We start from the raw sequence: 23,789 nt of genomic DNA on the forward strand, positions 1-23,789 counted from the left end.
CATGACGAAACTCGCCCTGGTCATATCACGATGGGATCCGCAACCCTGGATCGACCGGTTTGCAGCACTGGCTCCGGAACTCGACGTCTGCAAATGGCCTGACGACGACACTGCGCCTGAAGACATTGAATATGCACTGGCGTGGCAACCGCCGGAGGGTGTTCTTGCCGGGTTTTCAAACCTGAAGACCATCTTTTCACTTGGTGCCGGTGTCGACCATATTCTGCGTGAACCGAAATTACCCGATGTGCCGCTGGTGCGGGTGGTCGATCCGGACCTGACCATGCGGATGAGCGAATATGTCTGCCTGCATGTGCTGATGCATCACCGCCAGCAAAGGCTCCTGGACGCAGACCAGGCGAAACTGGACTGGACGGAAAGACCGCAATGGTCAGCGGCTTCCATGTGTGTCGGCATAATGGGCCTCGGCGAGTTGGGCCGCGATGCGGCTGAGAAGCTGGTTCACCTCGGATTCCAGGTAAACGGCTGGAGCAATTCTGCAAAGCAGATCGACGGTGTCACTGCATATGCCGGCCAGGACGAACTGGATGCGTTTCTGGGCGTGAGCGATATCCTGGTGTGCCTGTTGCCGCATACGCCGGATACCCAAGGCATCCTCAATCGCGACCTGTTCCGGAAACTTAAATCTGACGGACCACTGGGCGCACCGGTGCTGATCAATGCCGGACGCGGCAAGCTCCAGGTCGAGGACGACATACTGGCAAGCCTTGATGCCGGCGAACTGGGCGCTGCGACACTGGATGTGTTTGAAATCGAACCGCTGCCCACCGACAGCCGGTTATGGAGCCACCCCAAGGTAACACTCACCCCTCACAATGCCGCCGACAGCGATCCTGAAGCCTTGTGCAAATACATTCTGGGCCAGATCAAACGGCGTGAAGCAGGCGAGGATCTGCAGAACGTGGTGAGCCGCCAGGCCGGCTACTGAGCCGCCTCACTGGCACCTTCGGCCTTGTACATCTCCGGCACCCGGGAAACACCGGTGACCTGACCGTACAGATTGGCAATGCGCTTGATTGCGCCGCTTAGCGGTTCGACCACAACCTGCATGTGATGGCCATTTGAATGGATCAGATTGGTTGCGTCCAGCATCAGCCCGATGTGGCCGTTCCAGAACACCATGTCATTACGCGCAAGCCTGAGGTCGCGATCCCGCTTCAGCGGTTTTCCAAACCCGTTCTGGATCATGTCGGAATCGCGCGGGCAGTCAAAGCCGCACGCCTGCCACGCCAGTTGCACAAGACCGGAACAATCCAGGCCAGCGGCACTTTTGCCACCCCACAGGTACGGCGCATTGACGAAGGCTTCGGCTATGGTTGCCGGATCATCCCAGTTCTTGCCTGACGGCATCAGATGCTTGAGCCAGACGAAGCGATGATCCCGCAAACGCGCAAAATCCCCCTCGATCTTGATCGCAGACACAAGCGAGTTCATGTAGACGTGCTGTACGGGGTTCGACTTGATATCCGGCTTGACGTACAGCAGTGTCGAAGGCACCGCGATACGATGAGTGGTTTCCATCACCTGGTTGGTCAGGCAGCGTGCCGGCAGGTAGCCCACATAGCTGTCAATGACCAGTTGCACAAAGGCCCAGCCGTCCTGGACCTGGAATACATTGACCTGCTCTCCCAGCAGGGCCTCGGTTACCGTCGTTGCATCCATGCGCGGTTCTGCATGAACCGAGGCAATGGAAACCGAAATCTGGCGCAGTTCGGGTTTTACGAAGCGCAGTGCTTCGACCTTGCCGCGCAATGCGATGTCGGCAATATCCTCGCGATAGGCATGAAGACGTGGATCAAGGGTCATAGATCTGTTCTCAACTCTTGTGCGCGCACTGAAATAGTATCGGCAAGGCGTTCAACAAACAACGCTCCTTCTACGGTCCGCTGGATGAGCACATTGCGCCTGTCCTTGTCATCCCGGCGCCGGCTGACAAGCCCCAGTTTACCCATTGTGTCCAGAGCCCGGGTGATGACCGGTTTTGACACCCCGAGACGCGCCGCCAGATCACGAACCGTATGTGGCGGCGCCTCCAGATAGACGGTCAACAATATAGTGACCTGGCGGGCAGACAAATCCGGTTCATCATCACGAACCAGCGCCAGGTGCACATTGTGCCACAAGCCCAGAACTTCAGCCGTTGTCAGTTGAATACTCATCCGGTTCTTCACCCGCTCTTTTCAAGAGCGACTGCCACTCACTTGCACACATCACAACTTACCAGAACAACCAGGTCCGATCCGTTACATGACAGAGCATCCATCAAAAATCGTTACGGACCCGTTTCATTTAAACGTGATTCCAGACGCAGCACAAGAATTATCTGAGCCGGAAACGCCCTACTCTCCAGGATAACGCTCACTCAGCAGGGAAAACAGGGCACGTGCTGCCTGCGGTTCGCCGCCCGCGGGCCTTCCAGGCCGTGCGGCAGGCACCCAGCCATATATGTCGAGATGAACATAGCAGCGCGCTTTCTCCACAAACCTCTTGAGAAACAGCGCGGCTGTTATGGACCCGGCAAAGCCGCCGGTACCGGCATTGTTGATATCGGCAATCTTGCTTGAAAACATGTCGTTGTAGCGATGCCAGAACGGCAAACGCCAGACGGGATCACTGCTCGTCATGGAATGGCGCGCAAGCTGGGCAGCCAGTTCATCATCATCGGTGTAAAACGGCGGCAGGTCCGGACCAAGCGCCACACGCGCGGCGCCGGTAAGGGTTGCCATGTCTATCAGCAGTTCCGGGCGTTCGGCATCTGCCAGATCGAGAGCGTCGGCCAGCACAAGACGGCCTTCCGCGTCGGTGTTGCCAATCTCCACGCTCAACCCCTTTCGGCTGGCCAGGACATCGCCCGGCCGGAAAGCGTTACCTGCCACGGCGTTTTCAACCGCCGGGATCAACACGCGCAGCCGGACATTCAGCTGTGCCGCCATGATCATGGATGCAAGCGACAGCACGGCTGCAGCGCCCCCCATATCCTTTTTCATCAAGACCATGCCGGCGGCCGATTTCAGGTCCAGCCCGCCGGTGTCGAAACACACGCCTTTGCCGACCAGGGTGACCTTGGGCGCCCGCTGCGGCCCCCAGCGCAAATCCAGAAGACGTGGCGCATCATCCGAGGCGCGTCCGACCGCATGGATCAAGGGAAACTTCTTCTGCAGCACTGATCCCTTGGTGACGGTCACTTCCGCCTTGAACTGCCGGGCGGCATCGCGCACTGCTGCTTCCAGCTGGGACGGGCCCATGTCCTCCGCCGGCGTGTTGATCAGATCGCGCCCCAGCATAACCGCGTCGGCGCGGGCCAGCAGGCCGGGCCGGTCCACACCGTCAGGGCACACCAGCCGGGCACCCTGGCCGGATTTGGCCGTCTTCTTGCTGCTCAGATAGCGAGTGAATTTGTAGCTGTGCAGTATCCAACCCAGCGCAACCAGATCCGGGTTGGAAAATCCGGACGCCAGATCATAATCACCAGACGGCAGTGCGGACGACAACGTACCCGGTTCAAAAGGATCGGCATCGTCTTCGGTGCGGGCGCCATACAGCACCATCGCCAGGCTGCCGTCATTACCGGCAATGCACAAGTGGGTGTTGGGCTTGGCCTTGAAGCCATTGGCCTCGATCCAGGCTTTCTGGACAGCCGACAGGGACTTGACCAGTGCGGGCAGCATATCGGGCGTCAACGCATGCACAGGTACGGCTTTGCCGGCTTTTGACGCGCTCAGAAGAATTGATTTTGCAGGTATCATGGCTGGTTGCACCTTGCTGGGTGGAGCCGGCAAACACTGAATGCAATTTGCCTGGAGGTTTCGACTGTGTGCCACAAAATGGCGGTCGCGCAACAGACCGTCAATCATGGTTAACAGTTTATTGAGAGTTCGCGCTCCAAGATCGGCTTTGAGATTAACGGCCAGTCGGTGATTCCATCGATAGGGGTGAACATATGCGGCGGCAACGACCTACAATGACAATGCGTCAACAACTGACAGCTGCGGCCTGCACGGCAGCGCTGCTACTCACCGGGTGTGCCGGCGACAACAAACTCTCGTCCGAAGCGGCAGATCCCGTTGTCACCGGTTCCGCAGCGCCGCAACCTTCCATCCGGGCGACGGCGGAAGCTGCAAATGCGTGGAGAGAGAAACCGCACAGCGTTCGACGGGCTGTCACCTATGCGCGGCTGCTGGATGCCAGTGGCAACAAGACCGCGGTGATCAAGGTCCTGGAAACAACACTGACGCACAATCCCGATGACGCAAAACTGGTCGCCTATCTGGGCAAGGAGCTGGTTTTGTCCGGCCGCCCGAAAGCCGGCATCAAACAATTGAACAAGGCCATTGGCGCCGGTGAAAACAACTGGAAAGTGTATTCGGCGCTTGGATCGGCCTACGATCAGACCGGCAAACACAGCCAGGCCCGTGCCGCCTATCAAAGCGCACTGGCCCAGCAGCCGAAAAAGGTTTCGATCCACAACAATATCGGCATGTCCTATATTCTCGAGGGCAACCTCAGACAGGCTGAAACTTCACTGCGGGCCGCACAGAGGCTGCCGGAAGGTGAATTCAACCAGACGCTGCGCCAGAATCTGGCACTGTCGGTCGGACTGCAGGGCAGGTTCAAGGAAGCAAGCGAAATTGCAAGCCGTGACCTGCCGCCTGAGCAGGTGGAACAGAACCTGGCGTTTCTCAAACGCATGCTGAACCAGAGAAACACCTGGCAGCAGATGAAAGCCGCCAGCTGATCCTTGACCTGACCGTATGCTTCGCGGCCCATCTCTTGCAGAGCCCAAATGAAAAGGCCGGACCTCATTGAGGATCCGGCCTTTTTGGTAGCGGTCGTTCGTGTAGTGCGGTGTCAGGACCCGAAAGCGAGGATGCCGGCGGGACCAAGCAGCACGATAAAGATAACCGGCAGGAAGAAGCCGACCATTGGTACCGTCAGTTTCGGCGGCAGTGCAGCGGCTTTCTTTTCAGCCATGGCCATGCGGTCATCGCGGTTTTCCTGCGCAAGCACGCGCAGTGCAACGCCGATCGGCGTACCATAACGTTCCGACTGCACAAGACTGGTCACAACCGATTTCACGGTTGCCATGCCGGTACGTTGCGCCAGGTTTTCAAAAGCCTTGCTGCGGTCGCCGATGAATGAAAGCTCTGCGATCGTCAGCGTCAGTTCTTCAGCAAGCGGCACCGACTGCGACCCGATTTCCTGCGATACGCGAGCCAGAGCAGCCTCGACGGACATGCCTGACTCTACGCAAATCAGCAACAGATCAAGTGCATCGGACCACGCCCGCTGAATCGACTGCTGGCGGCGCTTGATGATATTGGTAAGGAACAGGTTCGGCAGGTAGAAGCCGGCAACGGCACCAATCAGCGCGGTGGTTATGCGCATGGAGCCGGTGACCTGATCGGCAAACACGGTGGAAGAATACACAAACACGATGACACCGGCGACAATCGGCGTGATTGCCCTGGCAGCGAGATACGTCACCAGATGCTTTTCCGAGCGAAGTCCGGCTTGCCGCAATCGGATTCGAGAGGTTTCCGCCTCCAGAACATTCTTGAGGTTCAGTGCGTCCACAATCTGGGCGGCAACACCCTTCGGAGCATTGTCCCTGAGGCGCTTGTTATCCTTGTCCTGCAGATTCTGGCGATTTTGAGTGCGCAACTTGTCACGCTCGACCGCCAGGGTCTTCATGCGGGCCTCGGCCTTGTCGCCCTGGAGCAACGGTGCCGTCAATGTCACAACGGTTGCAAACGCTGTTATTGCGACGAGGATCGTAATCAGATTACGCGGTTCCAGCAGGGAATAAATAAACTCGATCATGATGGTCTAGTTTCCAGTTTGATCAGAAATCGAAGTTGATCATTTTACGCATGACCAGCACGCCACAGCTCATCCACAGTCCCGAGCCCAACAGCATCACGTTGCCGATTTTGGTTTCAAACAGCGGATTCAGATAAGTCGGGTTGAGCACCATCATGGCTCCGGCAATCACGAACGGAAGCGCGCCAATGATAGCGGCAGATGCTTTAGCCTCCTGGGACACGGAAGTAATTTTCTGCTTCATCTTCTTGCGGTCACGCAACACACGCGACAGATTGCCAAGAGCTTCAGCAAGGTTACCGCCGGTTTTGGCCTGAATGGCCATCACAATGGCCAGGAAGTTCACTTCTGCCAGCGGCATGCGCTCATACATGCGCTCCAGGCCCTGTTCGATGGTAATCCCGAGACGCTGGCCTTCAACCACGTCGGAAAATTCCGGGCCCACGGGAGCAGGCGTTTCCTTTGCAATCACCTTGAGTGCATCAGACACCGGAAGTCCGGCCTTGATACCGCGCACCATCACGTCAATTGCATCGGCAAATTCCCGCAGAAAGGTCTCGCGACGGCGTTTTGCCAGATAGTTCAGGAACCAGCGTGGCAGGCCAAACGCTCCGACTATGGCGGCGACGGCCGAAACATAAATCGGAACCCCGACGACAAACGAACCAATGAAGAAAACCACTCCGACAATGATCGACGTGATAACGAACGCGTTCATCGAGATATCGAGCCCCGCCTGGCCAATCATCTGACGCACAGTCAGTTTCTTGCGGCGCTTCTTTTCCGCTTCTTCAAATTGTTTCAGGGTATCCTGAATCTGGCGACGCCGCGCGGCGGATTTGTCCTTGCCGCCGGTCTTGGCTTTGGCACTGACCTCTCCCGACGTGACCCGACGGGCACGCCTGTTGACGTCTGCCTGACCCGAGAAGTATGGAAACAGCAGACCGATTGCCAGGCCGCCCACACTCAAGGCCGCGAATACCACAAACGCGACTTTCGTCAATTCCGGACTAAATTCCATTTCCTGTCTTGCCTCTTAGATCAGTGTGACTTTTGATTGAAGCAATCAAAATTCATAAAACTGATCGTTTCCAACTTGCTTGAACGATTTCATGGGTTCAGTTGAACTCATGTCGCTCCAGTGTCGCGACGGTCAGCCGCTATATTCTTCATCGGCCACTTCAGCGTTTTCCAGCGCTGTTGCCAGCCGAGCTTCCTCACCATAATAGCGCGCACGATCCCAGAAGTTCGGACGCGCAATACCGGTCGAACGGTGCCGGCCAACGATCTTGCCATTGGCGTCTTCACCGACAATTTCGTAAACAAACAGATCCTGCGTAATGATCACGTCGCCTTCCATACCGACAACTTCGGTCACATGGGTAATGCGGCGCGAGCCGTCACGCAGACGGGCAGCCTGAACAATCACGTCAATGGAACCGGTAATCATTTCCTTGATGGTCTTGGACGGCAGCGAAAACCCGCCCATGGTGATCATAGATTCCAGACGCGACAGGGCTTCACGCGGCGAGTTGGCGTGCAGCGTGCCCATAGAGCCGTCATGGCCGGTGTTCATTGCCTGCAAAAGGTCAAAAGCCTCAGGTCCGCGAACCTCACCCACGATGATGCGTTCAGGACGCATACGCAGACAGTTCTTGACCAGATCGCGCATGGTGATCTCGCCTTCACCCTCAAGGTTCGGAGGGCGGGTTTCAAGACGCACGACATGCGGCTGCTGAAGCTGCAGCTCGGCCGCATCCTCACAGGTGATGACACGTTCTTCATGATCCACGTAACCCGTCAGACAGTTCAACAGGGTTGTCTTGCCCGAACCGGTACCGCCCGATACCAGCACGTTGCAGCGGACCCGGCCAATGATCTGCAGTATTTCAGCTCCGTCAGGCGTAATGGACTGGAATTTCACCAGGTCATCCAGGCGCAGACGGTCTTTCTTAAACTTACGAATGGTCAGCGCGGCACCGTCGATTGCGAGCGGAGGAGCGATCACGTTGACACGTGAGCCATCCATCAGACGCGCATCACAGATCGGGCTGGCTTCGTCGACGCGGCGGCCGACCTGACTAACGATACGCTGGCAGATATTCAGCAACTGGGCGTTGTCACGAAACCTGATGCCGGCATCCAGCATCTTGCCGTCAACTTCGATGAAGCACAGGTCCGCACCGTTGACCATGATGTCGGCAATGTCATCGCGCGCAAGCAGGGGCTCAAGCGGCCCGTAACCAAGCACGTCGTTGCAAATGTCTTCGAGCAGTTCTTCCTGCTCGGCAATCGACATTGCAACGTCTTTGAGAGAAATGATTTCATTGACGATATCGCGAATTTCGTCACGCGCTGCATCTCGTTCCAGCTGTCCAAGTTGGGTCAGATCGATGGCATCGATCAACGCGTTGAAAATAGTGGTTTTTATATCGTAGTAGTTATCCGAGCGCCCGGACTTGCTCTCACGTGCCGGCTTCGGTGGTGCAGCCTTTGCAGGTGCCGCCACCTCCGGACCAGCCTCAGTCGGCTGAGCGGCGCTTGCGCCGCCCAGGTCCAGTCCGGGAATAACTTGTGCGCTGGCAGCTGCCGGTGCCGGCGCGGCCTGCTGCGATTCACCCTCAGGCGCAGCGGGCTGTGCCGGCGGCTGTGCTGTTGAATCTTCTCCCCGTTTACCGAACATTACTTCTTCCTCAGCATTGGCAGCAGTTTGGCAAGCGCAGAGCCGCCCTTGTTCTTCATCGAAGCTTCCGGATCTTTGCCTATCAGCAACTGCTCCAGCATGGAGATTTGTTCGGCGGCCTTGGATTTCGGACCAACTTCTCCAACCATCTGACCATTACTGGCCGCAGTACCGAACACATGCGCATCAAACGGAATGACCGCGGTCGGCTCAACGCCAATTGCCTTTGAAAACTCTGCCACCGGAATTTCGGGGCGTTTTTGCACACCGACCTGGTTGAGAATAATCAACGGCGCCTTGTCGTTGGGACGCGCAGCGGTCAGGAAGTCAAAAATGTTCTTGGTATTGCGCAAGGAGGCAAGGTCGGGAGTGGATGTTATTATGACATCATCAGCACCGATAAGAAGTTGCTTCGACCAGACGGTCCACAAGTTGGGGATATCAAGTATAATCAGCGGAGCGCTGGAGCGGACCGCATCGATGATCGGCTCGAGAGTATCATCTTCGATACCAAGCGACTTTTCCACTTGCGCCGGTGCTGACAGAAGGTTCAGCCGCTCGCCGCATTTGGTCAGCAGGCGCTCAAGCATGGTCTGGTCAATGCGATCAGAAGACGCAATCGCCTCCGCGATACCGTGAGCAGGGTCCTGATTGAAATTCAAACCGGCCGTACCAAAAGCCAGATCAAGATCGGTAACAATCGTGTCGACCTTGTCTTCACCTGAGGCCAATGCCGCTACATTGTGGGCGATGGTACTGGACCCAACTCCGCCTTTCGCGCCGATGAACGCGACAATGCGCCCAATCGGATCAGCGCCGGGTTCATTGAACAGCGAACTGATGGCGTCAATCACCTGCAGCTGATGGACCGGTGCCACAAGATATTCGCTCAGGCCCTGACGGATCAGCTCGCGGTACAGGATGACATCGTTTACGTGGCCGATCAGAACAACCTTTGTAGACGGGTCGCAAACCTGGGCGAGCTGACTCAGCTCTGACAGGACCTGATCGCGATGGCCTTCGGTTTCCAGAACGAGAACTTCAGGTGTTGTTGCCTGACTGTATGCCTGGGCAGCCGACATGATGCCGCCATTGCGCACATCAACATGCGCCCTTGCCATACGGCGATCGACAACAACCTGCTGCATCGCTGCTTGTGTCGCCTGTGTTGAACAAAACACGGTGATATTGATGCGAGGCACTACAGCAACAACCGGCGTTGCGGTATCGGCCGCTAAAGCTTGTGGTTCAGTTTGGTTCATGGTTTCCACTCTTGTCTGTTCAACTGTTACTCAGCCAGTCCACTGGACTGGGCTGCGGCCTGAGATGCCTGGGCGGCGGTAGTGTCTTCACCACCAATGTATTTCTTGAAGATCTCATTACGCCTGCTTGCACTTGCCGACGTGGATGTGCGCGGCGCTTCGAAATCTTCCGGATTGGCGACCATGGCGGCGAGATTATGCTGCCCGGAACAACCAAAGTTCTTGTAATTCTGATTGGAATAAGTTTCAGAAAGGTTTTCACTCCAGTCGCCACATTCGCTGGTAACCGCGAATTTGCGGGTGAATGACATCAGAACAGGTGAACGGGCACCTCCTTTGTAGGAAGAATGCTTGATGCGGTACGGACTGACGCCTTCACGCTCCAGCAATTGCGTGACTTTCGCTGCTACTGCATTGCCTACCATGCCGCCGGCGGGGCGACGTACAAACACCTTTGCCGCATCGGTTTCGTTGGCCTGATGTGCAAATTGCTTGATTGCGTTCTGCTCTTTGATGGTGAGCTTGGCAGACCGGGTCGGCACCTGAAGTTTCACAGTGCCCTTGGCGACCTCGATCGGATGGATTTCATAATGCATTTGCGGCATGTAGACATCATCCACGCCACCTGACATCTGGTGCTGACATGCGGTCAGAGCCAAAAGGGTCACAGCCGGGGCCAGGGTACGCATTGCTATGCGGGACTTTGATACAAACTTGTTCATTTTCATTCTCCGTGGCGCTGCCATTATTCGACGATGAAGCCGACATTGCCGTGATAGGTGGTTCCTTTTCCGGTACCGCCCTGGGTGCCGTACATCTTGTTGAGGCGGCCAAACAGAATGGCCTGGCGATCGGTGGCTACCGAAAGTTGCTCGGCAGGATTTGTCAGTGAACGCTCATTGACCGGCTTGACGATAAACGGCGTTACCATGACCGTCAGTTCAGACGTGTTCTTCTGGAAGTCACGCGAGCGGAACAGTTGTCCGAGAATTGGAAGATCCTTGGCACCGGGAATACCTGCAATCGTCTGCCGGGTTTGATCGCGGATAAGACCGGCCATGATCATTGAACCACCTGACGGCAACTCAATAGTTGTCTCGGCCTTGCGGGTTGTCAGGCCAGGCAGGGTAATGCCTTGCACCTGGATGCCGTTTTGCGGGGTCAGTTCGGAAACTTCCGTGTTTATTTTCAGACTGATGCGTCCGGACGACAGGACGACCGGGGAGTAACCCAGCGCCACACCAAATTCCTTGAAGTCCACCGAGATGGTATTGTCATCCACGGCCACCGGAATGGGGAATTCACCACCGGCAAGAAACTTGGCGCTTTCACCTGAAATTGCGGTCAGTGTCGGCTCAGCAAGCGTGCGCAGCAAGCCGTCCTGCTCCATGGCCTGGATGAAAGCGTCAATGCTGTCGCCGTACTGGAGCCGGGCGCCGGTGAGGGCGTTGGCACCACCCAGACCCGAAATCGGGTTGGCTGGAAGTGTGCCGACACCCAGTGGGCCGTTCAGCAAGAACGGGTTTCCGGTCAGCATGCCCGCGGAAAAACTTCCCGACGAAAACGCAGTATTGTAATCAACACCGAGTTGCTTCAGCACATCACGTTGAACTTCTGCAATGCGGACCCGCAGTGTCACCTGTTCGCGCGCCGCAATGGTCATGGCGGAAACCACCTTGGCGGATCCGTCGGTCCCACCGGCACCAAGAAAACGCTCGGTCAGGTCGGTTGCCTGCTTGGCTTCGCCCGCAGATGCAGCAACACCGCGCAAAATGATGCTGTCAGCTACTGTATCAATCTTGATCTGGTTGTCCGGCAAAGTGCGGTCAAGCAGCTGCTTCAACGCCTTGGTATCTGCGGCAACCTCTATATCGAGATTCAGGATCTGCCTGCCGGCAGCATCAAAAAAGAAGATATTCGTCTGTCCGTTGGACTTGGCGAACAGATAAGCGGTGGTACGGGTGCGAACCACAGCATCAACAATCGCCGGGTTGCCGACAAGAACATCCTTGGCGGCGACAGGCAACCTGATCGCAACCGACTTGTTCAAGCCCATGCGCAGAAAACGTGAATCATCGCCCGCCTGGGCGGGTGCGAAAGCCGCCGTCAGCACGATGAAGAATACTGTGAGTGCCGCGACCAGAGAAACAATCGCTCTGGCTGGTGCCTTGGTGCCCATATCAAGCCTGGGCATGCTGAGGGGTGAGGGATACATCAGTTGTCTGCCTTACTTTGAATTCACGACTTGGTTCATGATGCCGTAGCGGAATTGCTGGATGGTGCCTTTTGAACCACGTGCATACTTTTCCGAAACCCGCGGACCATCATCTCCGAGCTTCTTGTCGCCTGCATCGGCAAGCGAGCGAAGGGCGAGTGACAGCTGGCCCGAACTTTCGACCAGCGCAAGAACTTCAGACTGGCTTGGGTTGAGTTCGAGCGTTGCCGTCTTGCCGACAATCACCTGCCCGCCATCATCAGTGGTCTTGATCTGCTGATCGATCGCCAGGACGCGAACATTGGTCAGTACAATCTCGGACACGTCCCGATTTCCTGCAACCTTGCGGGTGAGAAGAACGTCAACCCGGTCATTGGGCAGAATAAACCCACCTGCACCGGTTTCTGCAGAAACGCGGATCGAAATTGCCCGCATGCCCTTTGGCAGGACCGCGGCCATAAAGCCGGCATCGCCGACTTCAACAATACGGCGCTTGTTAAGCGGCTCACCTTCATACAGGCCCGCGCGCGCCCGTGCGCCCTTGAGTTCTTCGAATATGTCGGCACTGCCGCCTTTGGTAACCATGAAGTTGCCGACCCGGTCGGAGGGCCAGTCTTTCCATCCCAGGTTGGACGCATCCAGGACTTCGCCAACGCGAACGTCCTTCAATGTGACCAGGACAGGCGTCATGGCAACCTTGTTTACCTCAACAACCTCCGCTTTCTGCGGCTGGCTCAGGAAACCATTGGCCAGAAACGCCGCGGCTCCGGCTGCAACTGCGGCCACGCCCATGGCAAGGACACGTGATTTACTCATCTGATAACTCTCCAGTAGGAACGGAAGCTCGTTCGGATATCTCAACTGCAGAATGATCGGGAAACGTCAAATTATGGTTAACCGGCACTAAACAATCTTAGTTTTGCCTAAAAAACATCTTGCTGCCGTCAAGAATCAAAAATGCCCGCTTGACGCGGGCATTGATAAACTCAACCAAGAAGCTGTGCGTTCGCCGGTTCCAGCCACCAGCTGTGCCTGAAGGCGAACAGGGCGCCCACGGCAATGGCTATGCCATAAGGCAAATCGATAGACGTTTTGACCTTGGACTTTACCTTATCAGAGCCTCGCAGCTCGATTTCCAGCTTGATCCACCACCAAACCTGCATGGCAATCGCCAGCGCACCGCCAGCCAATGCCATGATGACGAGAAATTCGAGCAGCTGCCCGCTTCCCAGCCACAACGCAGCAACTGCCAGAAGTTTTGCATCGCCGCCCCCGAGAAACCCGGCCGCAAACAGCCCGAAGCCGAGGAACAGTACAACCACACTGACAGCGACATGCCAGCCGATTTGCTCAAGCGGCATGCCGGCAACAAACGCGGCTCCGAAAAAACTGATGCCGATCAGGCCGTTCAGCCAGTTCGGAATTTTCATTGTCAGACAGTCTCCAATGCCTGCCGCAATCATCAAGGTTGCAAACAGTGAGAATATCAGCGTTTCGATCATTGCAGGTTTAACTCCCGTTTAGTCGTTCATCCGGCACGGCAGGTTGCCGGCAGGGTAATTTCATAATTGGAGCAAAGTCTCACAATGACGGTAAAGGGGCGGTTAAACACGGTACGGTTTTGATGCGGCATTGCAGCCGCCTCCAGGTCCGACCGCATCACGGTTACCTGGTACGGACAAACAAAAGCCGCCGGTACATGACCGGCGGCTTAGGGAGCCTCCCTGTAAATTTCAATCGCTGGCCAGGCTCATCTGCCTGCGATTACGCTTTCGCGTGTCGGTAGCTTGTTAGCTCCGACTTAGGCAGCAGCAGCAGCCAGGCTATCAGAGATTGCCTGGAAGATTGCTTCCAAGCTAGTGCCGATAACAGGCATAACAGCAACCAGGGCAAGACCGGTAGCAGCAGCAATGAGGCCATACTCAATAGCAGTGGCACCAGACTCGTCTTTAATGAAACGTGCGAACATAATTCTCTCCTTAGATTTTCTCACAGTTTATACAGCACCGGATCAAACTACCCTTGATGGGTGATCCCCTGAGGGGTTTGTCGTCTGAACCGAGGCTCAACCTAGGCCCCAGCTATTAACATCAAGTAAACAGCCAATGAAAAGCGATCGACAACAGGCCCGTCATCATCGAATGGAAAACAAATCATTACTTTTAAAATTAAAATTGAATTTTATTTAAATTTTACACAATAAAAATGATGTGTATATTTTGATCTTCAATTGCTCCTGGCTATATGCGGTCACTATAAAGACTAGTGAGAGAACCACGCTCGCTTCGATTGGCGCAGCTCTCGCCCCGGCATTTTCAACACTTTATCGGACAGCCCTATATTATAATGTCGAAAGCTGGTCCTGCGCGGGCATGTCTCAAGATCAATTTCCTCATCGTAAGGGTTCATTCACCATTTTCAGGTGTTATAGGCAGCATCGATTGGGTGCGACGCTGTCCAGCGCCTGCAAAGTGATCATGCGAACAAGGATCGTTATTAAAATGAGTTCTCTGGCAACAACCCGTAACTTCTTTCTTGGCGCCGCAGTTGGCCTGGCCGGGATGCTTGCCGTAACCGGCACAGCCATTGCTGATTCATCTCTCGCACTGGATGTGGATGATGCCAAGCTGGTGAAGCTGGCAGGAGAACCGTCGACCGTGGTCGTCTCCAATCCGATGTTTGCCGATGCCAGCATCCAGGGAAACAAGCTGATTGTAATCGGCAAGAATACCGGCCGCACAAAAATTATCGTACTGGATTTTGACGGCAAGCAGCTCGCCAACATGATGGTGAAGGTTCAACGCGTGGAAAACCAGATCGTCAGCGTATACCGCGCCGGCGTCCGCAGAACCATGACTTGCGAACCGTTTTGTGATCAGACAATGGTCGTGAACGACGACGCTGTCAGGTTCAAGGATCAAACTACGCAGATATCCGGAAAGACCGGCTTGTCATCAGGTGCAGCCACCTCAGGAAGCGGCGAAGCACAGTAAATTGGGTCTCATCCGCACAGGCGTTGCCGGGCAGAAATATGTTCTGTCAGGCAAACCTGTTCCTGTCTGACCCCGTCCACCTGGGCCGTTTAACAGCAGATCGCACTGGCAATCACTACATTTGCAACACCAGCAGCTGGCAGCTCTGGTTAACAGTTTCTTAACAAAATCACTAAAATTCGCCCGTCGATACTTAGAACTTGTAAAGGTCAGTCCTGTAACTTCTCCCGAATAATTGAAACTGCAGAAAATCCCAGGTGAAACTGCGGGTCGGACAGGCGATATAACCGCCAATCCAGCTGATTTGAAATACTGCGGTTGATGAAAGTTCGGGAGCACGGCATGATCTTGAAGTTGAACAGAACCCTAAACCGCGTACGCAGGGGTTTTCGCAAAGATGACAGCGGCGCAACGGCAGTCGAATTTGCATTCGTCGGGGCACCCTTCCTGTTTCTGCTGATTGCAACCTTTGAGACCGGCCTTACATTCTTGTCCGAATATGCCGTCCAAAGCGCAACTACCTCGGCGGCCCGCCTGATCCGGACCGGACAGGTGCAGGATCAAGGCTTTTCAAAAGCCCAGTTCAAGACCGAGTTGTGTGGATTGCTTCCTTCCCTGATCGATTGCGACAAGATCTACATCAATGTCGAAGTGCGCAACAATTTTACCGAGGCCGCCGAACGGACGGATGCTTCAGAAGATGGCGAACTGAGCGACGGTGTCACAGCCGGTTCAGCATTTGAGCCAGGTAACGCCGAAGACGTCGTGATCGTCGAGACGTTTTATGAGTGGGATTTGTTCACCCCATACGTCATGGAACTGCTCGCCCTTAACGGCACGGGCGCTGCCCAGCCTTACTGGCTGGCAAATCACGGCGAGAAAAAACATCTGATCCGAGGTGTCGCAGTGTTCCGCAACGAGCCGTTTGATTGATCCAATGGCACATTATTCAACCAAGTCTCCATCCGTTCAGGAAGCCACTACAATGGACAACCCACCAGTCACCAAGCCGGACCCAGTTCATGCCGGTGTTATCTGCAAACTTGCGAGCTTCGGCCGCAAGAAAGATGGCGTTGTCAGCATTGAATCGGCTTTTCTGTTTCCTTTCATGATCCTGCTGCTGCTCGGCATGGTTGATCTGACGCATGCTGTCTCGATCAAACGAAAACTCGCCGTGGCCGCAAGTGCGGTCGTCGACCTGACGACGCAGGAATCCGTAAGCCTGGACAAAAGCGACCTGGATGACTTCATTCTGGCAGCCGACGCCATCCTGAAACCCATCGTGGCGTCAAACATCAATGTCGAGGTGACCAACTTTGAACGGGACGGCAGCAATGTGGTCGAGAGATGGTCGCATTCGCGCGGTGGCTGCGGCAACCCGCCAAACATGACCAACGCGGCGCTGACCAACCTGACCGGCGAACAAGGCGACGAAAATGACATCGTTGTTGCCACGGTATGCCTGACATTCCAGCCACTTGTCGGCTACATTGCCGGCGGCACCGCGTGGAGTGTCGCGGAATCCTATGCGCAACGCCCCCGCAACGGCCCGACGCTTAAATGCAACGATTGCTGATCTTGCGTATTCGCTAATATCGTTTCAGCAAATTCATCAAAGGTCCCTGAGATACCCTCTCAGGGGCCTTTACTTTTGCGCCCTGCACCGTCAAACACTCTACACTGATTGATTGTTTCGCCAGTCTCCAGAAGTGGATGCTGCGCCCAGGCGGTGTTGATACTGATCGTGGTTACAGAGTCCGTAAAATCATCACCGCAGGCGGCAAGCCCGGCCAGCCTGGCATTGGCGCTGAGCATCTGGTCTCTCAGTGCACTTGCATTCGGATATGCTTTTTTCCAGCGCGTAGCCCCCAGTGTCATGATCCCGGACCTGATGGCAGAATTCGCGGTCACCGGCGCGGTCATGGGACAGCTCTCGGCCTTATACTTTTACCCCTACGCGGCAATGCAGTTGCCCATTGGAGCTCTGCTTGACCGCTATGGCGCGAGGCTCATGCTCACCATTGCGCTACTGCTTGCCGCGGTCGGCAGCATCATCTTCGGAACCGCGGGATCAGTGAATGCCGCCTATACAGGGCGGTTCATGGTTGGAGCCGGCTCCGCGGTCGGTTTTATCGCCAGCATGGCACTGGCCGCCAGATGGTTTCATCCCAGGCATTTTGCCCTTTTAACCGGCCTTGCAATGTTCTTTGCCATGGTGTGCGGCATAGCCGGCCAGGCGCCTCTGGCGCTTGCCGTTGAAGCATTCGGGTGGCGCCAGACAATGATATGGGCCGGGGTGTTTGCTGCCGGATTGGCGGCCTTGACCGCACTCGTCGTGCGCAACTCGCCCGACGCCGCCACTGCAGAACAGGCCAATGACAACCGCTGGGCAGAAATCTGGGCCGGCCTGAAAGACACCATAAAACGTTCCGAGATCTGGCGTATTGCCATTGTGGCGATGAGCATGTCCGGACCAATGCTGGCGCTTGGCGGGTTGTGGGGGGTGCCTTTCCTTGCCGGCGCCTATGAACTGGACCGGCCAACCAGCGCCATTTACACCTCGCTGTCCCTGCTGGGCTGGGCGGTTGGCGCTCCCCTGTCGGGCTGGCTGTCTGACAGGATCGGCCGCCGGAAACTTCCCCTGGTTGTCGGCACGGCGTCAAACTTCGCACTCCTCGCCATCATCGCCTTCGTTCCAAACCTCAGCCTGACATTCATGGCAACAGCATTCTTTCTGTCCGGCCTCACGGGCGGTTGCATGGTGGTCACTTTCGCGCTGGCGCGGGAAGTGTCGGCGAGGCGCCTGCATGGCTCGGTTTCGGGCCTGGTGAACGCCGCCACGGTGGGCGCAGGCGCTATCCTGCAGCCCATTATCGGCTGGATGCTGGACCTGCGCTGGGACGGTACGATGCTGGAAGGTGCCAGGATTTACCAGACCGCCGACTACAGGTTTGCTTTCATCTGCCTTGTCGTCTGGTCCGGCGCCGGATTTCTCCTGTCCCTCACTTTGCGTGAAACAAACTGCAAACCTGTTGTGCAGTGAACTGCCGGTGAGTGATAGCTGGAGGTTTCCGACGCAGCACCTGCTCAGTTTTTCGCCCAGGCCTTTACGGGCAATCCACGTTTCAGCCATCCCGGCCCTGCGCTGGAACCGAACATGCCTTCAGACACATCGATGACATTGGTGAAGCCGGCAGTGGCCAGAATGCGTTGCATGTGAGCGCTGCGCCCTCCGACGGCACAAATCAGGGCAACCGGGTTGGCGCGATTGCCGCCCAGTGCCTTGGCGAGGTTTCTGACAAAGCCGGCTTCGTGCATGGAAATGGCAACAGCGGGCTTTGCCAGACCGGTCTGCTTCCACTCGCCGCGGGAGCGGATATCCACGAGCACGATTTCACCCCTGTCGGCTGCGGCCAGCGCATCCGGCGCAGACATTATACCGGATGACGCAAATGCCAGCGGAGCTGTGATACCGCCAAGCAAGGTTGAACCAATGAGCGCAATAATATGTCGGCGGGTCAAATTCATGGGTCAACCAGTGTCATCAAGGCTTGAAATTATCAAATCAAAGTTCCGCGATCAGCTTTGTGGCAGTTGCGCTTGTGCAGCGACCGACTTCATTTTGACACGTAGCTGTCATGCAAACCGGATAAGCCAACCGTCGTGCAAGGAAGGCGTCAGTTGCGTAAACCAAAAAAGAAACCTGTTTCCTGCACAAAATCAGGGGGCGCTTTGACTGAAGCAGTCGAAATGCCTGAACCCGATCGACTTGAAAGTGCGCGAGCAACGTCATTCATGCGCTTGAACGCATGCTGCTCTTGCCTTTAAGGACACCCGTGCCGGGAAAGCACCCGCCATTTCCCACCCCGCTCCTGGCACGGGACCTTGTTTTTCACACAGATGCGCTGATCAGGCCGTGCATGCGCGCAAGAGCTTCTTCGATTTCGTCAAGGCCGGCGGCATATGACAGGCGCAGATAGCCCTTGCCGTTGTTCCCGAAACTGTCACCGGGTATCAGCGCCACATTGGCTTCCATCAGCAAACGATCCGCAAGCTGCTTTGAGCCGATACCGGTTCCGGTGATGTTGGGAAACGCGTAAAAGGCGCCACCGGGTACCCGGCAGGTGACCCCCGGCATGCTGTTGAGACCGGCGACAACCACATCCCGGCGCTGCGCAAATGTTGCACGCATCCGGTCGATCTCGTCCATGGGGCCTTCAATGGCCGCAAGGCCGGCGAACTGGGCGGCAACATTGACGCAGGAATGATCGACGGTAATCAATCCGCGCACCGCGTCGACCAGCTGTGCCGGCCAGATGCCGTACCCCAGCCGCCACCCGGTCATGGCAAAGGTCTTCGACCACCCGTCGAGCAGGATGACCCGGTCTGCCAGCGCCGGAAACTGCAGCAAAGAGCGAAAGCCTGATCCTTCAAACACCAGGTGCGAATAGATTTCGTCCGACAGGATTGCCACCTGAGGATGCGCTTCCAGGCCTTTTGCCAGCCTGTCCAGTTCGCCCGTTTCAACCACGCCGCCGGTCGGGTTGGCGGGTGAATTGATGATAATCAGGCGTGTTGCCGGTGTAATCTGGGACAGCACCTCGTCGGCGTCGAAGCCAAAATTCCGGTCTTCACGAATGGCATATGGAACCGGCCCTGCCGACGCCGCCTTTATGGCTTCGCGATAGGGCGGAAATCCGGGATCAGGATACAGGATTTCGGTCCCTGCCCCGCCGAATACCATGCAGGCAAAGAAGATCGTGACCTTGCCACCCGGCACAATGACCACCCGATCAGCCTCGACCGGCACATCATAGCGGGTGGCCACGCTGCTTGCGACGGCGTCGCGCAAAGACGGCATGCCAACCGGGGAAGTGTATCCGTGCGGACCATCCCTGACCGCCCGGAGCCCGGCGTCCAGCACGTGGGCCGGTGGTGAAAAGTCCGGCTGGCCAATGCCGAGATTAATTACCGGACGGCCTTCCGCCTTCATCTTCAACGCCTTGTCGAGAACGAAGAATGCGCCCTCTTCTTCCAGGCTTGCGACCGCGGGATTCAATTTGAGATGGCTCATGAAAGTTCCTGTTTCTAAGTCATGTCGATCGCAAGGTTCGGCGCTTGGTGACCTGCTCGCGATAATAGACATACAGGCCGCTGGACACCACGATGCCGGCGCCGACCAGCGTGTGAATGTCCGGCACATCGCCGAACACGACATAACCGACAATGATCATCCAGATTATCTGGGTGTAGATAAACGGCGCCAGTGTAGGCGCAGGTGCCATGGTGTGTGCCTTGATCAGCATGTGATGGCCGATACCGCCGGCCAGCCCCATCAGCAGCATCAGGGCGACAAGTCCCCAGACCGGCACATGCCAGTTGAGGATACCCATCGGCATGGCAAGAGCGGAGCCGACAATCGAGGGCAGCAGTAACGATACCAGCGCCGGGTCACGACCGCCGATCTTGCGGGTGATGATCTGGTACAGCGAGGTGATAACCGCCACCGTCACCGACAGCAGCATGGCCCAGTGAAAACCGTCAGCGCCGGGCCGGATGATCAGCAACACACCGAGAAACCCGATGACCACCGCCGCCCAGCGACGCGGCCCGATCCGCTCGCCGAGCAAAAACGGCGACAGGGCGCAGACCCACAGCGGGTTTGAGAAGAATATGGCGGATGTCTGATCCAGGCGCAGATACTGCAAGGCAATGAAGTTCATCAGGGTCGAAGCGAACAGCAGGACACCGCGCAGCACCTGCAATCCGGGATGATGGGATTTGAAGGTCAGCGTGCCGGTCCACCACATCAGTCCCAGCACATACAGCAATGACAGGCTGTAGCGGGCAAACACCACCATCATCGGCGGCACCGCGGCTGCCAGCAGATACTTTGCGCAGGCGTCTATGATGGTGAACGTGGCAACAGCGCCCACCATCAACACTATGCCGGTCGTGACATTATCCGTCTGAGGCGACTGGGCACTGCCGGGTATTGCCATGAAGAGAAGTCCGATCACTTTCAGCTGCCATAGGCGGGTGGCATGGCCAGGGTCTTTTCAGCCGTAAAGGCATGATGGGAATGCGTCCAGCCCAGAATCCGGTTTCAAGGTTTGACACACCCGGAATTTTACGATGTGACAGGATCAATGGAAAAAAGGAACCGCCCATGCCGTACGTGACACAAAGCGATGATTGCCGGATATTCTATCGCTCAGAAGGCCCGACAGATGCCCCAGCCATCATATTTTCCAACTCGCTGGGCTGTGACCACCTGATGTGGCAGGCACAGGCAGATGCCCTGAAGCACCGCTTCCGTGTCGTGCGATATGACCAGCGCGGCCATGGTGCGTCCGATGTGCCGGACGGCATGTACCCGCTGGAAAGATTAGGCGCAGATGTTATCGGAATCGCAGATCATCTGGGTCTCGACGAATTTCATTTCTGCGGGCTTTCCATGGGTGGATTGACCGGGCAATGGCTCGGCATCAATGCCGGCAGCCGGCTCACCACTCTCACGCTGGCTGATACATCGCCGCACTTCCGTCCGCCGGAGATGTGGGACCAACGCATGGACATGATCCGCCAGGGCGGCATGAGCGCCATATCCGACATGGTACTGGGCAGGTTTTTTACCGAGAGCTTCCATGAAAGCGATCCCGGCACGGTAAGCGATTTCCGCAGTGTCCTGGAGCAGATGGACCCGAAAGGCTATCTGGGATGCTCGGCCATGCTGAGAGAAGCCGACACGTTCGACGGCCTGAAAGAGATTACCACGCCGACACTGATCATTTCCGGCCGGCATGACCAGTCAACGCCGCCGGAGCGCGGTGAAATGATGGCTGCGGAAATTTCCTGCGCTGTCCACGTGGTCCTGGATGCAGCTCATGTGTCAAATGCTGAACGCCCGAACGACTTTACCCGCACGCTTGCAGGCTTCGTGAGCGCCGACACCTTGCCGAGCGATCACCGATTCACCTCCGGAATGAAACGCCGCAGAGCAGCACTGGGCGACGACTATGTAGATGCTTCGATTCGGAACCGAACCGAATTCAACGCCGAGTTTCAGGACATGATCACGCGCGGCGCCTGGGGCGAAATCTGGACCCGGCCGGGGCTGGACGAAACCACCCGCCGCATGCTGGTGCTGGCGATTTGCGCGGCGCTGTCGCGATGGGAGGAGTTCGACCTGCACCTGGCAGCGGCATTGCGCGCAGGTGTTTCGCAGGAGACCATTCGCGAAGTGCTGATGCAGACAGCCATCTATGCCGGCGTGCCGGCAGCCAACACCGCGTTTGCCCGCGCCGGAAAGCAGTTGAAAACCTAGACGTCAGACAACATCAGTAAAGGTCAAAATATTCCCGATGTTCCCAGTCCGTCACCTCTGACAGGAAGCGGGCAATCTCGGCGCGCTTGATGTGGATCAGGTAGTCCACGAACTTTTCGCCAAAGCGCCGCCGGAACAGTTGAGACGCCTCAAGCGCGTCGACGGCATCCATCAGGTTGGTTGGCAGCATTGTTGCATCGGTTTTGTAGGGTGTATCTGCGGCAGGACCGGGATCGCGCTTGTCATCGATACCCTGCAACCCGGCCCAGACTTGCGCGGCCAGATGAAGATAGGGGTTGGCTGCAGCTTCCGCGGCCCGGTTTTCCACCCGTGTCGCCGGATCACCGGGACCGCCTATAGCCCGAACCATAACGCCCTTGTTGTCCCTGCCCCAGATCGCCCGGTCAGGGGCCAGCTGGAATGACTTGTAGCGCTTGTAGCCATTGATGGTGGGCGCCGCGAAAACGCTGGCCTCAACCGCATGGGCAAGCAGGCCCGCCGTATAATGCAGGCCCAGCAGCGACAGCAGGTCGCTACCGGCTTCAGGCGTGAACAGGTTGTCGCCGGATGTCGCCGATAGCAGCGACTGGTGCACATGCCAGCCTGACGCGAACAGGTTTGCAACCTGTGGCCGGCACATGAAGGTTGCATGCAGGCCCTGGCGCCGGCAGACCTGTTTCACCATGGAGCGAAACAGGGTCATGGCGTCGGCTGCCTGCACCGCCTGCATGGGAGCAAAGGTAAACTCCACCTGGCTGGGGCCGAACTCGCATTCGATCGAGCGTACCGGCAGATTGAGCGCCACGCACGCCTTGCGCAACACCTCCGTCACCGGCTCCAGCTGGTCGCCACGTGCCTCGGTCAGGTACTGAAAGCCGTGCGTCATCAGCGAGACATCCGGCACGGCTCCCGGCTGCCCGGCATCTTCCGGGCGCCTGTTCCAGTCGTCGACTTGCAGAATGTGGAATTCAGCCTCGAGGCCGAAGCGTATATCCAGTTCCCTGTTTGCAAGTTCTGCCTCGGCATCACGGAGTTTCCGGCGCACACAAAACGGCACAGGTTTCCCGTCGGTGAAAAACAGATCGCACAACAGCCAGCCGCAGCCTTCGACCCAGGGCAGTACACGAAAGGTTTCGGGGTCCGGCAACATCATCATGTCTCCGGCACCTTCCATCTCGGCCATATCAAGGCCGGCGCCGGCCTGCCAGACGGGGAAGACGGTGCGATGCGAGGTGTCCTTTGCCAGCAGGGTCGAGGTCATGGCACAGCCATTGGCCAGCAGGCCTGCAGCCTGCGCCGCCATCAGTGTCTTGCCGCGCAGCACCCCGTGCTGGTCCACAAAGGCAAGCCGCACGGTGTCCAGGCCATGATTTTCGATTTGCTCCAGCACAGTTGCGCATGCCGTGCGTCGATCAGCACTGTCCATGCCGGCAAGTGCGGCCAAGCCTTCGCGCCCTACATCACTCAT

At 56.9% G+C, this 23,789-nt stretch carries 23 protein-coding genes; 7 read left to right on the forward strand and 16 right to left on the reverse strand.

The features are described 5' to 3' along the window. The first annotated feature begins 1 nt into the window (after position 1). Positions 2-949, forward strand: a complete 948-nt coding sequence (locus tag DHN55_RS01970) for an NAD(P)-dependent oxidoreductase (protein WP_108879727.1) — start codon at positions 2-4, stop codon at positions 947-949. On the opposite strand, the gene DHN55_RS01975 is transcribed toward DHN55_RS01970, so the two are convergent. The 3 genes from DHN55_RS01975 to DHN55_RS01985 form a co-directional block, all read right to left on the reverse strand. Then, on the reverse strand, positions 943-1,827 hold the full coding sequence (locus DHN55_RS01975; protein ID WP_108879728.1) for an NlpC/P60 family protein: 885 nt from the start codon (positions 1,825-1,827) through the stop codon (positions 943-945). The two genes, DHN55_RS01970 and DHN55_RS01975, sit on opposite strands and share 7 nt — an antisense overlap. Beyond that, positions 1,824-2,180 (reverse strand): MarR family transcriptional regulator, encoded by a 357-nt coding sequence (locus tag DHN55_RS01980; RefSeq protein ID WP_108879729.1) that lies wholly within the window; start codon positions 2,178-2,180, stop codon positions 1,824-1,826. The genes DHN55_RS01975 and DHN55_RS01980 overlap by 4 nt, the downstream gene beginning before the upstream one ends. Positions 2,181-2,360: 180 nt before the next feature. After that, positions 2,361-3,767, reverse strand: coding sequence for a leucyl aminopeptidase family protein (locus DHN55_RS01985; protein WP_108881651.1), 1,407 nt, complete (start codon positions 3,765-3,767; stop codon positions 2,361-2,363). A gap of 215 nt (positions 3,768-3,982) precedes the next feature. Here DHN55_RS01985 and DHN55_RS01990 point away from each other — a divergent pair, with 215 nt between their 5' ends. Then, positions 3,983-4,756 carry a tetratricopeptide repeat protein gene (locus DHN55_RS01990; protein ID WP_337659810.1) on the forward strand — a complete coding sequence of 258 codons (774 nt, stop codon included), beginning with the start codon at positions 3,983-3,985 and terminating at the stop codon, positions 4,754-4,756. Positions 4,757-4,869: 113 nt separating this feature from the next. On the opposite strand, the gene DHN55_RS01995 is transcribed toward DHN55_RS01990, so the two are convergent. The 9 genes from DHN55_RS01995 to DHN55_RS02035 all read right to left on the reverse strand — a co-directional run bounded on the left by DHN55_RS01995 (position 4,870) and on the right by DHN55_RS02035 (position 13,970). Continuing rightward, positions 4,870-5,841 carry a type II secretion system F family protein gene (locus DHN55_RS01995; protein WP_337659811.1) on the reverse strand — a complete coding sequence of 324 codons (972 nt, stop codon included), beginning with the start codon at positions 5,839-5,841 and terminating at the stop codon, positions 4,870-4,872. A gap of 22 nt (positions 5,842-5,863) precedes the next feature. Continuing rightward, complete coding sequence (locus DHN55_RS02000) at positions 5,864-6,862, reverse strand: type II secretion system F family protein (protein WP_108879731.1); 999 nt, start codon at positions 6,860-6,862, stop codon at positions 5,864-5,866. A 132-nt stretch (positions 6,863-6,994) separates the two neighbouring features. After that, positions 6,995-8,524, reverse strand: a complete 1,530-nt coding sequence (locus DHN55_RS02005; RefSeq protein WP_108879732.1) for an ATPase, T2SS/T4P/T4SS family — start codon at positions 8,522-8,524, stop codon at positions 6,995-6,997. Next, entirely contained in the window at positions 8,524-9,786 is a 1,263-nt protein-coding gene (locus DHN55_RS02010) for an AAA family ATPase (RefSeq protein ID WP_108879733.1), read from the reverse strand. Before DHN55_RS02010 ends, DHN55_RS02005 begins: the two co-directional genes overlap by 1 nt. A 26-nt stretch (positions 9,787-9,812) precedes the next feature. Continuing rightward, on the reverse strand, positions 9,813-10,508 hold the full coding sequence (locus DHN55_RS02015) for a CpaD family pilus assembly protein (protein ID WP_337659812.1): 696 nt from the start codon (positions 10,506-10,508) through the stop codon (positions 9,813-9,815). 23 nt (positions 10,509-10,531) lie between these two features. Beyond that, the gene (locus DHN55_RS02020) at positions 10,532-12,001 is read right to left on the reverse strand and encodes a pilus assembly protein N-terminal domain-containing protein (RefSeq protein WP_108879735.1); all 1,470 of its coding nucleotides are present in this window, start codon (positions 11,999-12,001) and stop codon (positions 10,532-10,534) included. A 12-nt stretch (positions 12,002-12,013) separates the two neighbouring features. Continuing rightward, positions 12,014-12,817, reverse strand: coding sequence for a Flp pilus assembly protein CpaB (gene cpaB / locus DHN55_RS02025; RefSeq protein ID WP_108879736.1), 804 nt, complete (start codon positions 12,815-12,817; stop codon positions 12,014-12,016). A gap of 170 nt (positions 12,818-12,987) precedes the next feature. Next, on the reverse strand, positions 12,988-13,503 hold the full coding sequence (locus tag DHN55_RS02030; RefSeq protein ID WP_108879737.1) for a prepilin peptidase: 516 nt from the start codon (positions 13,501-13,503) through the stop codon (positions 12,988-12,990). Between the two features lie 299 nt (positions 13,504-13,802). Further along, positions 13,803-13,970 carry a Flp family type IVb pilin gene (locus DHN55_RS02035; RefSeq protein ID WP_108881653.1) on the reverse strand — a complete coding sequence of 56 codons (168 nt, stop codon included), beginning with the start codon at positions 13,968-13,970 and terminating at the stop codon, positions 13,803-13,805. Positions 13,971-14,502: 532 nt separating this feature from the next. On the opposite strand from DHN55_RS02035, the gene DHN55_RS02040 reads away from it, so the two are divergent. From DHN55_RS02040 to DHN55_RS02060, 4 genes are all read left to right on the forward strand, one after another. After that, entirely contained in the window at positions 14,503-14,994 is a 492-nt protein-coding gene (locus DHN55_RS02040) for a pilus assembly protein N-terminal domain-containing protein (protein WP_337659813.1), read from the forward strand. A gap of 342 nt (positions 14,995-15,336) precedes the next feature. Next, positions 15,337-15,927 (forward strand): TadE/TadG family type IV pilus assembly protein, encoded by a 591-nt coding sequence (locus DHN55_RS02045; RefSeq protein WP_337659814.1) that lies wholly within the window; start codon positions 15,337-15,339, stop codon positions 15,925-15,927. Between the two features lie 52 nt (positions 15,928-15,979). Then, complete coding sequence (locus DHN55_RS02050) at positions 15,980-16,570, forward strand: TadE/TadG family type IV pilus assembly protein (protein WP_337659815.1); 591 nt, start codon at positions 15,980-15,982, stop codon at positions 16,568-16,570. A 168-nt stretch (positions 16,571-16,738) separates the two neighbouring features. Then, positions 16,739-18,037, forward strand: coding sequence for an MFS transporter (locus DHN55_RS02060; RefSeq protein ID WP_337659816.1), 1,299 nt, complete (start codon positions 16,739-16,741; stop codon positions 18,035-18,037). A gap of 44 nt (positions 18,038-18,081) precedes the next feature. Here DHN55_RS02060 and DHN55_RS02065 read toward each other — a convergent pair whose 3' ends face one another. The 3 genes from DHN55_RS02065 to DHN55_RS02075 all read right to left on the reverse strand — a co-directional run bounded on the left by DHN55_RS02065 (position 18,082) and on the right by DHN55_RS02075 (position 21,014). Beyond that, the gene (locus tag DHN55_RS02065; RefSeq protein ID WP_108879743.1) at positions 18,082-18,522 is read right to left on the reverse strand and encodes a rhodanese-like domain-containing protein; all 441 of its coding nucleotides are present in this window, start codon (positions 18,520-18,522) and stop codon (positions 18,082-18,084) included. 364 nt (positions 18,523-18,886) lie between these two features. Next, positions 18,887-20,068: an aminotransferase class I/II-fold pyridoxal phosphate-dependent enzyme gene (locus DHN55_RS02070; RefSeq protein WP_108879744.1), complete on the reverse strand. Its 1,182-nt coding sequence runs from the start codon at positions 20,066-20,068 to the stop codon at positions 18,887-18,889. 19 nt (positions 20,069-20,087) lie between these two features. Next, on the reverse strand, positions 20,088-21,014 hold the full coding sequence (locus tag DHN55_RS02075) for a DMT family transporter (RefSeq protein ID WP_337659817.1): 927 nt from the start codon (positions 21,012-21,014) through the stop codon (positions 20,088-20,090). A 149-nt stretch (positions 21,015-21,163) separates the two neighbouring features. Here DHN55_RS02075 and pcaDC point away from each other — a divergent pair, with 149 nt between their 5' ends. After that, positions 21,164-22,321 carry a bifunctional 3-oxoadipate enol-lactonase/4-carboxymuconolactone decarboxylase PcaDC gene (pcaDC, locus tag DHN55_RS02080; protein WP_337659818.1) on the forward strand — a complete coding sequence of 386 codons (1,158 nt, stop codon included), beginning with the start codon at positions 21,164-21,166 and terminating at the stop codon, positions 22,319-22,321. A gap of 13 nt (positions 22,322-22,334) precedes the next feature. On the opposite strand, the gene DHN55_RS02085 is transcribed toward pcaDC, so the two are convergent. Then, positions 22,335-23,789, reverse strand: a complete 1,455-nt coding sequence (locus tag DHN55_RS02085; RefSeq protein ID WP_337659819.1) for a glutamine synthetase family protein — start codon at positions 23,787-23,789, stop codon at positions 22,335-22,337.

This window comes from Anderseniella sp. Alg231-50, assembly GCF_900149695.1.
Lineage (GTDB): Bacteria > Pseudomonadota > Alphaproteobacteria > Rhizobiales > Aestuariivirgaceae > Anderseniella.